This window comes from Bacteroides sp. QWL-09 (genome assembly GCF_058683585.1).
In genome coordinates this window covers 1,783,675-1,797,609 of the sequence record NZ_CM178748.1, presented here as the reverse complement: position 1 = coordinate 1,797,609, position 13,935 = coordinate 1,783,675, and the positions used below count along the sequence as shown (strand labels likewise).

The window sequence follows — 13,935 nt, the reverse complement described above, 5'->3', positions numbered from 1 at the left end:
TGATCATGAATAAAACTGTTAATTACGATTTTACGATAGTTGTACCTATCTACAATGAAGAAGATAATATTTTGACGTTGGAGTCTAAGTTAAGCTCTTTCTTGCCAGAATCCAAGTATTCTACTTGCGTCCTTTTTGTTAATGATGGGTCAAAAGATCAGAGTTTACCTTTAATTAAAGAGATCTGTGAACGAAATGAAAGTTTCTATTATATCTCTTTAACTCGGAATTCTGGTTTAAGTGCTGCAATGAAAGCAGGTATTGATGCAACAGATTCGCGTTATGTTGGTTATATGGATGCCGATTTGCAAACAACTCCGGAAGATTTTAATCTGTTATTGAATGAAGTCGATCATGCCGAACTTGTGATGGGTATTCGTGCTAATCGGAAAGATTCATTTTTTAAGAAGATACAATCGAAAATAGCCAATGGATTTAGGCGAATGATGACACATGATAATGTACAAGATACTGGTTGTCCATTGAAAGTTATTCATACAGACTATGCCAAACGTATTCCTTTTTTCACAGGGATGCACCGTTTTCTTCCAGCTTTGATTCTATTGCAAGAAGGACGAATTGAGCAAATCCCAGTACGTCATTTCCCCCGTTTAGCCGGTGAATCAAAATATCATTTATGGAATAGACTCGTATCGCCATTTTTAGATTGTTTTGCTTATCGTTGGATGAAGAAGAGATATATCAATTACAGCATTAGTGAGAATAATATAACTAAATAGTGGATGAAATACGGTCTTGTTGTTTATATCATTGGCTTTTTAGCGCAAGCCTTTTTCTCTGCTCGTATTCTTTTTCAGTGGATATTATCGGAACGAGCTAAAACAGTTCTTTCCCCATCTATCTTTTGGATATTAAGCCTCGTCGGCTCTTATTTGCTTTGTCTTTATGGATGGCTACGTGATGATTTCTCTATTGTTTTGGGGCAATTTATCTCGTATTATATTTACTTGTGGAATTTAAATGAGAAGGGAGTCTGGAGAAAAATGCACGTTGTAGCTAGATGGGTATTAGGAATTACCCCTATTTTGGCTGTTGCTTTTGTCTTACACGATTTTGATCGATTCATCGAAACTTTCTTTAAAAATGAAAATATTCCATTGTGGTTGATCGTTTTTGGATCAATGGGGCAAATCATTTTTACTTTTAGGTTTGTTTATCAGATGTTTTATTCCTATCGAAATAAGGAATCTTTATTGCCATCCGGATTTTGGATTTTGAGTTTGATCGGATCGTCTGTGATTGTATCTTATGGAATTGTCCGATCTGATCCTGTGTTAATATTAGGGCAATCAATCGGATTTATTGCTTATAGTCGGAATTTGTTTTTGAGTCATCACCATTCTAATATTGCGAAAGATGAAAAATAAATATTTTTACTTCTTTTTGATTTTGGCTGTATTACCTATTCTAATCTTTAGAGATTATACTCCTGATAACGAGCTACGTTATCTCAGTATTGTTGACGAAGCTTTGCGGAACGGGAACTTCTTTACTTTCACTAATCATGGGTTACCATACGCTGATAAACCTCCTTTGTATTTTTGGATAATCATGTTTGGAAAGGCTTTGTTTGGACAGCACCAGATGTGGTTCTTATCTCTATTTTCTTTCTTGCCCGCATTAGTTGTTGTTTATGTCATGGATTTCTGGGTCTCAAAAGAAGTCTCGGTAGAGAATCGGTGGTTGGGAAAGATTTGGTTGATGAGTTGTGGATTGTTCTTGGGATCGGCCATTGTACTACGTATGGATATGTTGATGTGCATGTTCATTGTCTTAGCGTTATATGCTTTTTACAAGATGTATAAAGGTCAATCCGGTTTGATAATGTGGCTTTTTCCTTTCTTCATATTTATGGCTGTTTTCTCAAAGGGGCCAGTTGGCTTTTTAATTCCTTTTGTCTCTACAACTGTTTATTTGTTGCTGACTAATCGCTTGTCGACGTTTATAAAATATTGGGGTTGGAAAACATGGAGCGTTTTATTGCTTGGCTTTTCGATTTGGTTTTTAGGTGTTTATTGGGAGGGAGGAATGCCTTATTTGAATAACTTAGTGTTTCACCAGACTTTGGATAGAGCGGTAAAGTCTTTTCATCACGAAGAACCGTTTTATTATTATTTTATTTCTATTTGGTATTCATTGGCTCCTTGGGCCATTTTGGTGATTTCTGTCATTGTTTTAGGCTTATCCAGAAGATTGATGCGCACTGATCTTCAGAAGTTCTTTTCAGTGATCATTCTGACAACACTGTTGACGATGTCTTTAGTCAGTGCAAAATTATCTATTTATTTATTGCCAACCTTTCCTTTCTTTGTCTATCTTGCGGTGACCTTGATGCATCATTTTAAGTGGAACCGTTGGCTAGCTTTATCTCTTGCCATTCCCTATTTTGTTTTTGTAACCATATTACCGGCTTTCCTTTGGTTGATACAGCAAGAAGATGGAGCATATTTGAATCAAAGCTATTTGTATATCTCGGCTTCTTTGTTAACAGTAAGTGGTCTATATGCTCTTTATGCTTTATATAGAAAAGAAATTTCCCGTTCGGTATATTCATTGGGCATAGGTCTATTTGTTGCTTTATTTATTGGAGGGCTAGCCTTACCTTCTATTAATCATGAAATAGGCTATGGCGAACTATGCCGTAAGGCAGTCAGCCTTTCCGAGGAAAAACAGTTATCCGGATATCATGTCTTTAAAATCAGACGGCCGGAGAACATGGATGTGTATTTGCATGAGAGTGTAAAGGATATAACACAGGAAGATTTGAAAAGTTTGAAACTTCAAAATACATTGCTTTTGTTGAAGAGTGGTGACCTACTTTCTAATAAGGAATTATCTGAGATCGTTCTCAATAAAGAAAAGTATGAGGTGGGTCGATACATGATTGTTGTTTTTTGAATCCGATCGATGACTTCTTTTAATGAAGTAAGCTATTGATGGTTTGCGTTTTACGCTCTTTTTAAAAGATATAAATTTGATTAAATGAAAGTATTAGTTACCGGCGCAGCTGGTTTTATAGGATTACACACTGTTAAAGCATTAATAGAGAAGGGGTATGATGTCGTTGGGTTAGATTGTCTTAATTCATATTACGACGTCTCTTTAAAATTCGATCGCTTAAATGAGCTTGGAATTGATCATAACAGAATTAGCGATGGAGTGAAAATCTCTAGTCTTTTACATGCCAAATTCCATTTTGTAAAGTTAGACCTGATTGATAGAGAGGGGTTAGCGTCTTTGTTTGTAAATGAGTGTTTCGATGCTGTTATCAACTTGGCAGCTCAAGCCGGGGTTCGATACTCTATAGAAAATCCCTATGCCTATATTGATTCTAATGTTGTTGGTTTTCTGAATATTTTGGAGAACTGTCGCCATCACTCCATCTCTCATCTTGTTTATGCAAGTTCAAGTAGCATTTATGGCTTAGATGAGCATGTCCCTTATTCGGAATCCGATCAGACTGATACGCCGGTTAGTTTGTATGCTGCGACTAAGAAATCGAATGAACTTATGGCACATGTATATAGCCATTTGTACGGATTACCCACAACCGGTGTTCGCTTTTTTACGGTATACGGACCATGGGGACGGCCAGATATGGCGCCTTTCTTGTTTCTAAAAGCGATACTTAATGATGAACCGATTAAGGTTTTTAACCATGGTAACTTGAGTCGGGACTTTACTTATATAGATGATATCATTAAAGGTGTTGTTGCTATTTTAGAAAAGCCATCAGAAAAGTCAAATCCCTATCAGATTTATAATATTGGTCATTCTTCGCCTGTCTCTTTAATGGATTTTATTTCAATTATTGAGCGTATATCACGTAAGAGTGCACAAAAAGAAATGGTGGATATGCAACCAGGTGATGTTCTTTGTACCTATGCAGATACGCATCTCTTGCAACAAGATTTTGGATACACTCCTTCTGTTTCTATTGAAGATGGTATTCAGCACTTCTATAATTGGTTTATAGAATACTATAAAAAGTCGTCCTCTAACTTATAGACTTTGAACTGTAGAATAAATAATTATTCCTAAAACTGTTATTAATCCGATATAGATGGTGTATACGTAATGGTTCTTAGTGTCTATTGGTTGATAAATTTTGAATTGACGTAATAGATAGTATATAAGAAAGGCTCCTGTGCTTCCGACAATGCCACCGACTACTAAATCTCCGGGATAGTGTAAACCTAGGTATAAGCGAGTATAAGAGTTTAGAAAAGCCCAGCATAAAATAAACAGACTAAGTTTACGTTTCTTTATTAAAAGTATGAGTATGGTGGCTAATCCAAACGAGTTTGCAGCATGACAAGAGGGAAAGCCGTATGCACCCCCACGACGACCATTAACAATATAGACAAGATCTGCAATCGGACTGTCGGGATTGGATGGGCGTAAGCGTTCAACAAATGGACGAATCGCCGAACTACAAACTTGGTCTGCAAAAGTTATGGTGAGCCCGATCGCTAAAACATAAGCTAAAGCCACTTTCCAATTTGTGCTTTTTAGTAATACATATAAAATGCTGGCATACATTGGAACCCAAATAATCTTACCGGTGAAAGCAGTCATAAAATAATCCCAAAAAGGTGAGTGGATCCCATTGAAAAAGAGGAATACACTGGTGTCAAAGTCGGCTATTGTTTTGATTAAATCTGTCATTTCTGGTAAAATATTAGTTATCGTTTAGCTAAATCATCATACAATTTCTGCAAGAAGGCTTGTCCTTTCTCTAAATTAGCACCTTTGTTAGGACCTTCGTCTGTTTGTATACGATTGGACTCACAATTAAATACAAGTTTGTTCTCGGGAGTAATCATTCCAAATGCATTTGGAACGGTGAAATATCCGAAATGTGGAGAATTAGGGTTAAATATGTTTTTGCTAAATTTAAACTCCTGATGAGATATCCCCAATTGTTGCAATAAGGTTGCTGCAATGTCTATTTGTGATCCATAAGTATCTATTTGATGAGGGGCTTTGATTGCTCCTCCCATAAAGATCAAAGGTATCGTATGATTTTCAATTTTTTGATTGTCTGCAGAACAGGGGTAAGCCCCTTGATGATCGGGTACAAGCACAATTAATGTATGATCCCAACTTGGGCTTTTTTTGAGTTGATTAATGAAATCGCCTAGGCATTTATCTGTATATGAAAAAGCATTTAAAATATTGTCGTTAAGCTTATGATAGGGAACGTCAAACGGCTCATGGCTACTTGACGTTTGAATCATACTAAGGAAAGGCTCTTTCAATTTCTTGTTTTGGGAATCCTTTAAGACATAATTGAAGAGATGTTCATCGTGTACTCCCCACTTGCTTGTACGTTGTGACAATGGAAAATCTTTATCAGAAATGATCTTCTCAAACCCTGATGATACGAGATACGATCTCATATTTGTGAAATCAGCATCTCCCCCATAATAATATTGAAGATCATATCCGGCATTCTTTAAACTAGATGGAATGGATGGTAAGTTTTCGGTCTTCTCAGGATACTTCATGATGCTAGTGGTCGGTTGTGCGGGGTAACCACTAATGATAGAGACTAAACCTCTATCTGTGCGAAAACTGTTTGCATAGAAATTTGTAAAGAGGATGCCTTCTTTGCCAAATTTATCCATATTGATAGCAACGTCGGGTACCCCACCCATAGAAGCCATGATATGTGTTGAAAAACTTTCTAATATGATGAAATAAATATTAGGCCTTTGGGTCTTGATTAACTGTGGAATACTATCTGTCGTTGGCTGCTCTACCAATTCATTAAATAAACGATCGGCCTTTTGAACTTCCATAAAACGGTATTGTTTATCGAAATTCCCCTGATGAGTCATAGAATACATGAGGCTGAATATCGGATTTATAGCAGCATGATTCATGCGCTGATCTTGACTGAAGTAGACTTTACTCAAGTTCATGGTTGAGACCGAGAATCCCCCACGTATAGGAATAAAAAGTAAGCCGATACAGAGTAGAATCCCTCCGGAAATACTTAATCTCTTATAAGGTATTTTGAGGGTGATCTTTGATTTGATGATGAGTTTCTTAAAAAAGAGACTGAGTAAAATTCCATAAGCTATTATGGCTAATACACCTTTGATGATAAACCAATAGCTGACGCTTGCCAAAGCATCTTTAGGAGAAGAAAAGAAATAGAAGAGTGGGGTCGAGTCTAATCGAAATCCCCAAAATCCGTATAACCCGAGATCTATAATAAAGATGAAGGCGATTAAGAGTGAGGCTATATTAAAATAAAAGTACGCCCCTTTTGCCAGATTATTCGATTGACTCCATGCCGAAGCTAGGATAAATAAACCGGGGATAATTGTAAAATAGCCGGCTAGTGATAAATCGAGCGGGAGGCCATGATACATGACCTTTATAAAATCGAATGCTGATGTCTTTTCATATAGTTCATGATAGTAAAGCATGAACAACGGTTTTTGGAATATGAAAATAGCAAGAAATAGCAGATATGTCGTTACAAATAATATTAATCTTTTCTTCATGTTGTTTGTGTAGTTAAAAGATTGAATGGTACAAAGATACAATTCTTTTCTTTATCTTTGTCTATTCATATTGCAAAAGGTAGACTATTATGACTAAAATAAAGAAGAATTTGATTGATTTAATCGGCAAAACTCCGCTGGTTGAACTCTCGAAATACAGTGATAAATATCAGTTGTCTAGACCGATTATTGCTAAAATAGAATCCGTTAATCCAGGGGGAAGCGTGAAGGATCGTGTTGCATTAGCAATGATTGAAGATGCTGAATCTAAAAAAATATTAAGCCCGGGTGCTACTATCATTGAACCTACAAGTGGAAATACGGGGGTAGGCTTGGCCATGGTTGCGGCTATTAAAGGTTATCATTTAATACTGACTATGCCTGAAACGATGAGTGTGGAACGTAGAAATTTATTAAAAGCTTTAGGAGCCGAAGTCGTACTTACAAGTGGCATTGGAGGGATGGCTGCTTCTATTACGAAGGCGGAAGAATTGAAAAAAGCCATTCCCGGGTCAGTCATCCTTCAGCAGTTTGAGAATCCGTCGAACGTACACGTCCATGAGAAAACAACCGGAGAAGAAATTTGGGAAGACACCGATGGCCTTGTTGATGCTTTTATTGCAGGTGTTGGCACAGGAGGTACGGTGTCCGGTGTCGGAATCGCATTGAAAAATCATTCTTCGGATATTCACGTGATAGCAGTTCAACCGGCATCTTCTCCTGTACTTACGGGCGGAAAGCCCGGGTTGCATGCCATTCAAGGCATTGGAGCTAATTTTATACCTAAGATTTATGATGAGTCTGTGGTTGATGAGGTCGTAAGTGTTTCTGATGAAGAGGCTCTTTTGACCACTCGGGAGTTGGCTCTTAATGAAGGCTTACTTGTTGGAATATCTTCCGGAGCAGCAGTTTATGCGGCGCGAATGCTTGCTCAGAAAGACGGCTATAAGGACAAAAAGATTGTTGTTTTACTTCCGGATACTGGTGAACGTTATCTCTCTACGTCACTTTTTTCTTTCGATGATTGATTCTTAATTTATAGGTGTATAATAAGATTTAAAAGGTATATGTTATTAAAGAAAATAGGATTCGTTTTTGCATGCTGTTGTTCCTTGACGGTATCTGCCCAGTCTTATGTTGAGTTATCGAACAAGGCTGTGGATTACATTCAGAAAGATAGTTTTGCTCAAGCGGAACGTCTTTTGATTGAAGCGTTAAAATTGGAACCACAAAATGTTCATAATGTTTTATTATTCTCCAATTTAGGACTTGTTCAACGTGAGATGGGCAGTTATGATAAGGCTATCGAGTCCTATTCATATGCTCTTAATTTATCTCCATTTGCCATTCCGATCTTGCTCGATCGTGCTTCTTTGTATATGACGATAGGAAAAAGCGATCACGCCTATCTTGATTATTGTCAGGTATTGGATAAGGACAAAAAAAATGAAGAGGCGCTGTTAATGCGAGCTTATATCTATGTTACTCGCCGGGATTACTTAGCTGCTCGTATCGATTATAGTACACTTCTAACTACAAATCCGTTGCATTATAATGGTAGACTAGGGTTGGTTACTCTTCTACAGAAAGAAGGAAAATTCAAAGAAGCTATTGATGGAATAAATTTGATTATTAATTCTAATTTGAATGATGCTCCTCTTTATGTTGTGCGTGCGGATATTGAAAAAGATATGGGGCATGCTGATTTGGCTTTGATTGATTTGGATGAGGCTATTAAGTTAGATAAAGATCTTGTGGATGCATATCTATTACGTGGAACTGTATATTTAAACCAAAATAAAAAAGTTTTAGCAAAATCAGACTTCGAAAAAGCCCTTAAATTGGGCGTTTCGGCGACAGAATTGTATCAACAACTTGAAAAATGTAAGTAGTTTATTAAAGATCCGATTTAGTTACTTTTTCCTTCTATTCCTGATAAATATTACCCCGAAATGTTAGTCTCTTTTTGGGGCTGTATTGTTTTATTTAATCGACTTTTAGAGGTTATTGCTTACAATTTTCTATGAAGCCTAGTCGAATTGTTAAAGTTTCTTATTGATTTGATTCTTAACGCACTTTTTTGTTTCTTCATTTGTTTTTTTATTAAAATACACAGAAAAAAGTTGCGTATTTGAAAAAAATATAAGAAATTTGTAACATGTAACGTTGTATTGATACAATTTAAATTAATAAACAAACCCTAACCAGTTAATCCAGATGAGTGATTTAGAAAACAAAAAAACAGAAGAAGCTCCACAAAAGCGCCCTTATAATTTGAGGGAAAAGAAGGAGAAAAAAGCAGCGTACAGATCTTTGATTAGACCTGAATTGGCAGATGAATTGTATGACAAAATTCTAAACATCGTTGTCGTTCAGAAGAAATACAAAGATCCTGATTATTCTGCTAAGGATTTAGCAAAAGAGCTAAAGACTAATACTCGTTACTTATCAGCAGTAGTTAATTCTCGTTTTGGCATGAATTATTCTTGTTTGTTAAACGAATACAGAGTGAAAGAAGCTTTGCATTTATTGACTGATAAGAGATATGCTGACAAGAATGTAGAAGAAATTAGCGCAATGGTCGGATTTGCAAATCGTCAATCTTTTTATGCCGCATTCTACAAGAATGTAGGTGAAACTCCTAATGGTTATCGTAAGAAACATTCTGAGAATAAGTAAGATTTGCATTTTTGTATTGAACAGTAAAGGAATTACCTCTAAATGGTTAAAATTTGGGGATAATTCCTTTTAAATTTTATAAACTCTAAATCTTTTTTTATGAAATTGCATTTTTATTCAATGGCTTTGGCTGCAACACTTCTGACTTCTTGCGGCGGAGCTAAAAAAACAACTGTGGAAACAGAAAAATTTGATTACAAAGTGGAACGATTTGCTGATTTACAGATTTTGCGATACAAGGTGCCCGGATTCGAGGAATTATCGCTTAAACAAAAAGAATTGATTTATTATTTAACGCAGGCTGCACTTGAGGGACGCGACATCCTATTCGATCAAAATGGCAAGTATAATTTGCGCATTAGACGTTTGCTGGAAACTGTGTATACGAGTTATAACGGAAATAAGGAATCATCCGATTTTAAGAATATGGAGATTTACCTTAAACGAGTATGGTTCTCTAATGGCATTCACCATCATTATGGTGCGGAGAAGTTTATTCCTGAATTTTCAGAAAGTTTCTTGAAAGAGGCTGTTGCTTCGGTTGACTCTTCAAAATTGCCTTTAGCAGAAGGACAAACGGTTGAGCAGTTATGTGATGAGCTTTTCCCAATCATCTTTGACGCAAAGATTATGCCTAAACGCGTTAATCAGGCTGATGGAGAAGATCTTATTTTAACTTCAGCGTCTAATTATTATGATGGAGTCACTCAAGACGAAGCCGAACGTTATTATGCATCGATGAAAGATCCGAAAGATGAGACGCCAATCTCTTATGGATTAAATAGCCGTTTAGTGAAAAAGGATGGTAAACTTCAGGAATTAGCTTGGAAGGTTGGCGGACTTTATTCACCTGCTATTGAAAAGATCGTTTATTGGTTAAAGAAAGCGCAAGATGTTGCTGAGAATGAAGCTCAAAAAGCGGTGATTGCTCAGCTTATTAAGTTTTACGAAACGGGCGATTTAAAGGATTTTGATGAGTATGCTATTCTTTGGGTTAAAGATTTAGATTCACGAATTGACTTCGTTAATGGATTTACGGAAACATATGGCGATCCATTAGGAATGAAAGCAAGCTGGGAATCATTGGTTAACTTCAAAGACATTGAAGCAACTCGTCGGACCGAACTCATTAGTCGTAATGCACAATGGTTTGAAGACCATTCTCCGGTTGATAAATCGTTCAAGAAGGAGACTGTAAAAGGGGTTTCGGCTAAAGTGATTACAACCGCTATTTTGGCAGGAGATCTTTATCCGGCAACAGCGATAGGAATCAACTTACCAAATGCAAACTGGATTCGCGCTCATCATGGCTCGAAATCGGTGACCATTGGCAATATTACCGATGCTTATAATAAAGCGTCTCATGGCAATGGTTTCTCTGAAGAGTTTGTCTATAGCGATACCGAGAAAAAACTGATAGAGACATACGGAGATTTGACCGGTGATTTACATACCGACTTGCACGAATGTCTAGGACATGGTTCTGGAAAACTTTTACCTGGAGTTGATCCGGATGCCTTGAAAGCCTATGGATCCACTATCGAAGAAGCACGTGCCGATTTGTTTGGCTTATATTATATGGCGGATCCTAAATTGGTTGAGTTGAAACTCTTACCGAGTGAAGAGGCTTATAAGGCTGAGTATTACACTTTCCTTATGAATGGCTTAATGACTCAATTAGTACGTATTCAGCCGGGAAGCAATGTCGAAGAAGCGCACATGCGTAATCGTCAACTTATTGCTCGTTGGGTCTTCGAGAAAGGTGCTGCCGATCGTGTTGTTGAGTTGGTGAAGAAGGAAAACAAAACGTATGTGGTGATTAACGATTATCAAAAACTACGGGACTTGTTTGGACAATTACTTGCTGAGATTCAACGCATCAAATCGACTGGCGATTTTAAAGCTGCCCGCGAATTGGTTGAGGCATATGCGGTTAAGGTTGATCCGGTACTTCATACTGAGATTCTTGACCGGTATAAAAAACTAAACTTAGCTCCATATAAAGGTTTTGTTAATCCGAAGTATGAGCTGGTAACAGACGAACAAGGTCATGTTACCGATGTTAAAGTCACTTATGAAGAAGGTTATGCAGAACAGATGTTGCGTTACAGCAAAGATTATTCTCCACTACCTTCTGTCAATAATTAAAATCTTTTGATGGATATTAATGAAGTATTAAAAGAAATAAAGACACAACTCCGTTTATCAATGAACGGAGTTGTGTCTCAAAGTATGCGTGAGCGTGGACTGAAGTATAAATTAAACTTTGGTGTCGAATTGCCACGCATAAAAAGCATTGCTGCAAAATATGAGAAGAATCATGATTTGGCACAGGCTTTATGGAAAGAAAATATTAGAGAGTGTAAGATCTTAGCCGGGATGCTTCAGCCTATCGATACGTTTTATCCTGAAATCGCAGATATCTGGGTGGAAAGTATTGATAATATAGAGATCGCCGAGCTGACTTGTATGTCTTTGTTTCAACACTTGCCTTATGCACCGGCTAAATCGTTTCATTGGATTGCCGATGAGCGTGAGTTTGTGCAAACTTGCGGGTTCTTAACTGCAGCTCGCCTGTTAGCACAGAAGGGCGATATGACCGAACGTGCTTCCGGAGAATTGATCGATCAAGCGCTTTGCGCAGCTTGTTCCGAGGGGTATAATGTCCGTCATGCGGCTTTGCTCGTTATAAAGAAGTATATGCAACATAGCCAAGAACATGCTTTTCAAGTGTGCCGTTTAGTTGAGCATTTGTTTGAATCGACGAAAGAAGCAGAAGCCATCTTATACAATGTCGTTAAAGAGGAATCTGACGCTTATGCGTTATGATTCAAAAAATAACTATTTATGGCTTACTTTCCGCAAAAAACAGTTAACTTTGTTCACGCAAATTTTGTGTGATAATGAAAGCTGAAAATGTGAAAGATACGGTACGGCAGATATTCACAGAATATCTCAACGCGAACGGACATCGTAAGACTCCCGAGCGTTTTGCGATACTAGATACGATTTATTCTATTGACGGTCATTTTGATATCGATTCACTTTATTCACGGATGATGGAATGTGAAAAATTCAGAGTGAGTCGTGCTACACTTTATAATACGATTGTGTTGCTTATTAATGCTCATCTGGTGATTAAACATCAATTTTCCAGTTCTTCGCAATATGAAAAATCGTATAATCGTGAGACCCACCATCATCAGATTTGTACTCAATGTGGTGCAGTGACCGAATTTCAGGATTTAGAGCTGCAGCAAGTGATTGAAGATTCTAAATTAAGCCGTTTCCAGCTTTCTCATTACTCTCTCTATTTATATGGCATTTGTAGCAAGTGTCAGAGGGTAAATAAGCGGAAGAAAAAAAACAATATCAATAAGAAAGAAAAATGAAAGTAGATGTTCTATTAGGATTACAATGGGGCGACGAAGGTAAAGGTAAAGTTGTCGATGTATTAACCCCTCAATATGATGTGATCGCTCGTTTTCAGGGTGGTCCAAATGCAGGTCACACTTTAGAGTTTGAAGGGCAAAAATATGTGCTTCGTTCTATACCTTCGGGAATTTTCCAAGGAGATAAAGTCAATATTATTGGTAATGGCGTGGTGCTTGATCCAGCTTTATTCAAGGCTGAAGCAGAATCTTTGGAAGCATCCGGACATCCATTGAAAGATAGACTTCATATTTCAAAGAAAGCTCATTTGATCCTTCCGACTCACCGCTTGCTCGATGCCGCTTATGAAGCCGCTAAGGGAGATGCAAAAGTGGGTACAACAGGAAAAGGTATTGGCCCGACTTATACCGATAAGGTGAGCCGTAACGGACTTCGTGTTGGAGATCTCTTACATCAATTCGATCAGAAATATGCAGCAGCTAAGGCACGTCACGAACAAATCCTTAAAAGTTTGAACTTCGAATATGACTTGACTGAGTTGGAACAAGCTTGGATGGAAGGTGTAGAATATCTGAAGCAATTCCGGTTTGTGGACAGCGAGCATGAAATCAATGGACTTTTGAATAACGATAAGAGTGTTCTATGCGAAGGTGCTCAAGGAACAATGCTTGATGTGGACTTTGGTTCATATCCATTTGTAACCTCATCAAACACCGTTTGTGCCGGTGCATGTACCGGTTTGGGCGTGGCTCCTAATCGCATTGGTGATGTTTATGGAATCTTCAAAGCTTATTGTACACGCGTGGGATCCGGTCCGTTCCCAACAGAACTATTCGATGAGACTGGCGATAAGATTTGCACATTAGGTCACGAGTTTGGTTCAGTAACCGGTCGTAAACGTCGTTGTGGATGGATTGACTTGGTTGCCTTGAAATATTCAGTGATGATTAATGGCGTAACTAAGTTGATTATGATGAAGAGCGATGTGCTCGATTCATTCGAAACGATTAAAGCGTGTGTGGCTTATCAGGTGAATGGTGAAGAAATTGAAAACTTCCCTTATGATATTGAAGACACGTTGGAGCCAATCTATGTGGAACTACCGGGATGGCAAACGGATATGACAAAAATGCAAAATGAGGATGAATTCCCAGAAGAATTTAATGCCTATTTGTCATTCCTTGAAGAACAACTTGGCGTACAGATTAAGATTGTATCTGTAGGTCCCGATAGAGCACAGACTATCGAACGTTATACTGAAGAATAATAAGATCTTTTACGTATAATCATAAAGGCGGGTTTTTTATCGAATCCGCCTTTTTTT

At 37.6% G+C, this 13,935-nt stretch carries 13 protein-coding genes; 11 read left to right on the top strand and 2 right to left on the bottom strand.

Annotated elements, in window-relative coordinates:
- Positions 1–5: 5 nt before the first annotated feature.
- The 4 genes from AC4PG5_RS07030 to AC4PG5_RS07015 all read left to right on the top strand — a co-directional run bounded on the left by AC4PG5_RS07030 (position 6) and on the right by AC4PG5_RS07015 (position 4,029).
- Positions 6–740, top strand: coding sequence for a glycosyltransferase family 2 protein (locus AC4PG5_RS07030; protein ID WP_492028245.1), 735 nt, complete (start codon positions 6–8; stop codon positions 738–740).
- Between the two features lie 3 nt (positions 741–743).
- Complete coding sequence (locus AC4PG5_RS07025; RefSeq protein ID WP_492028244.1) at positions 744–1,388, top strand: lipid-A-disaccharide synthase N-terminal domain-containing protein; 645 nt, start codon at positions 744–746, stop codon at positions 1,386–1,388.
- Positions 1,378–2,919 (top strand): ArnT family glycosyltransferase, encoded by a 1,542-nt coding sequence (locus tag AC4PG5_RS07020; RefSeq protein ID WP_492028243.1) that lies wholly within the window; start codon positions 1,378–1,380, stop codon positions 2,917–2,919. The genes AC4PG5_RS07025 and AC4PG5_RS07020 overlap by 11 nt, the downstream gene beginning before the upstream one ends.
- Positions 2,920–3,003: 84 nt before the next feature.
- A complete protein-coding gene (locus tag AC4PG5_RS07015) occupies positions 3,004–4,029 on the top strand; it encodes an NAD-dependent epimerase/dehydratase family protein (protein ID WP_492028242.1) in 1,026 nt (341 codons plus the stop codon).
- Here the strand turns inward: AC4PG5_RS07015 and AC4PG5_RS07010 are convergent.
- Both AC4PG5_RS07010 and AC4PG5_RS07005 read right to left on the bottom strand, forming a co-directional pair.
- On the bottom strand, positions 4,024–4,689 hold the full coding sequence (locus AC4PG5_RS07010) for a phosphatase PAP2 family protein (RefSeq protein WP_492028241.1): 666 nt from the start codon (positions 4,687–4,689) through the stop codon (positions 4,024–4,026). The genes AC4PG5_RS07015 and AC4PG5_RS07010 overlap by 6 nt on opposite strands.
- Positions 4,690–4,706: 17 nt before the next feature.
- Positions 4,707–6,539 (bottom strand): LTA synthase family protein, encoded by a 1,833-nt coding sequence (locus tag AC4PG5_RS07005; RefSeq protein ID WP_492028240.1) that lies wholly within the window; start codon positions 6,537–6,539, stop codon positions 4,707–4,709.
- A gap of 89 nt (positions 6,540–6,628) precedes the next feature.
- Here AC4PG5_RS07005 and cysK point away from each other — a divergent pair, with 89 nt between their 5' ends.
- The 7 genes from cysK (at position 6,629) to AC4PG5_RS06970 (ending at position 13,878) form a co-directional block, all read left to right on the top strand.
- Positions 6,629–7,567 (top strand): cysteine synthase A, encoded by a 939-nt coding sequence (gene cysK, locus AC4PG5_RS07000; protein WP_492028239.1) that lies wholly within the window; start codon positions 6,629–6,631, stop codon positions 7,565–7,567.
- A gap of 39 nt (positions 7,568–7,606) precedes the next feature.
- Entirely contained in the window at positions 7,607–8,431 is an 825-nt protein-coding gene (locus tag AC4PG5_RS06995; RefSeq protein WP_492028238.1) for a tetratricopeptide repeat protein, read from the top strand.
- Positions 8,432–8,756: 325 nt separating this feature from the next.
- A complete protein-coding gene (locus tag AC4PG5_RS06990) occupies positions 8,757–9,218 on the top strand; it encodes a helix-turn-helix domain-containing protein (protein WP_492028237.1) in 462 nt (153 codons plus the stop codon).
- A gap of 99 nt (positions 9,219–9,317) precedes the next feature.
- Complete coding sequence (locus AC4PG5_RS06985; RefSeq protein ID WP_492028236.1) at positions 9,318–11,366, top strand: dipeptidyl-peptidase 3 family protein; 2,049 nt, start codon at positions 9,318–9,320, stop codon at positions 11,364–11,366.
- 9 nt (positions 11,367–11,375) lie between these two features.
- A complete protein-coding gene (locus tag AC4PG5_RS06980) occupies positions 11,376–12,047 on the top strand; it encodes a DNA alkylation repair protein (RefSeq protein ID WP_492028235.1) in 672 nt (223 codons plus the stop codon).
- Between the two features lie 74 nt (positions 12,048–12,121).
- The gene (locus tag AC4PG5_RS06975) at positions 12,122–12,610 is read left to right on the top strand and encodes a Fur family transcriptional regulator (RefSeq protein ID WP_492028234.1); all 489 of its coding nucleotides are present in this window, start codon (positions 12,122–12,124) and stop codon (positions 12,608–12,610) included.
- The gene (locus AC4PG5_RS06970) at positions 12,607–13,878 is read left to right on the top strand and encodes an adenylosuccinate synthase (RefSeq protein WP_492028233.1); all 1,272 of its coding nucleotides are present in this window, start codon (positions 12,607–12,609) and stop codon (positions 13,876–13,878) included. Before AC4PG5_RS06975 ends, AC4PG5_RS06970 begins: the two co-directional genes overlap by 4 nt.
- Positions 13,879–13,935: the final 57 nt, after the last annotated feature.

Excerpts from the sequence above, each read along its gene's own strand:
- AC4PG5_RS07030 (WP_492028245.1), top strand. The coding sequence starts at position 6 with ATGAATAAAACTGTTAATTACGATTTTACGATAGTTGTACCTATCTAC.
- AC4PG5_RS07025 (WP_492028244.1), top strand. The coding sequence starts at position 744 with ATGAAATACGGTCTTGTTGTTTATATCATTGGCTTTTTAGCGCAAGCC.
- AC4PG5_RS07020 (WP_492028243.1), top strand. The coding sequence starts at position 1,378 with ATGAAAAATAAATATTTTTACTTCTTTTTGATTTTGGCTGTATTACCT.
- AC4PG5_RS07015 (WP_492028242.1), top strand. The coding sequence starts at position 3,004 with ATGAAAGTATTAGTTACCGGCGCAGCTGGTTTTATAGGATTACACACT.
- AC4PG5_RS07010 (WP_492028241.1), bottom strand. The coding sequence starts at position 4,689 with ATGACAGATTTAATCAAAACAATAGCCGACTTTGACACCAGTGTATTC.
- AC4PG5_RS07005 (WP_492028240.1), bottom strand. The coding sequence starts at position 6,539 with ATGAAGAAAAGATTAATATTATTTGTAACGACATATCTGCTATTTCTT.
- cysK (WP_492028239.1), top strand. The coding sequence starts at position 6,629 with ATGACTAAAATAAAGAAGAATTTGATTGATTTAATCGGCAAAACTCCG.
- AC4PG5_RS06995 (WP_492028238.1), top strand. The coding sequence starts at position 7,607 with ATGTTATTAAAGAAAATAGGATTCGTTTTTGCATGCTGTTGTTCCTTG.
- AC4PG5_RS06990 (WP_492028237.1), top strand. The coding sequence starts at position 8,757 with ATGAGTGATTTAGAAAACAAAAAAACAGAAGAAGCTCCACAAAAGCGC.
- AC4PG5_RS06985 (WP_492028236.1), top strand. The coding sequence starts at position 9,318 with ATGAAATTGCATTTTTATTCAATGGCTTTGGCTGCAACACTTCTGACT.
- AC4PG5_RS06980 (WP_492028235.1), top strand. The coding sequence starts at position 11,376 with ATGGATATTAATGAAGTATTAAAAGAAATAAAGACACAACTCCGTTTA.
- AC4PG5_RS06975 (WP_492028234.1), top strand. The coding sequence starts at position 12,122 with ATGAAAGCTGAAAATGTGAAAGATACGGTACGGCAGATATTCACAGAA.
- AC4PG5_RS06970 (WP_492028233.1), top strand. The coding sequence starts at position 12,607 with ATGAAAGTAGATGTTCTATTAGGATTACAATGGGGCGACGAAGGTAAA.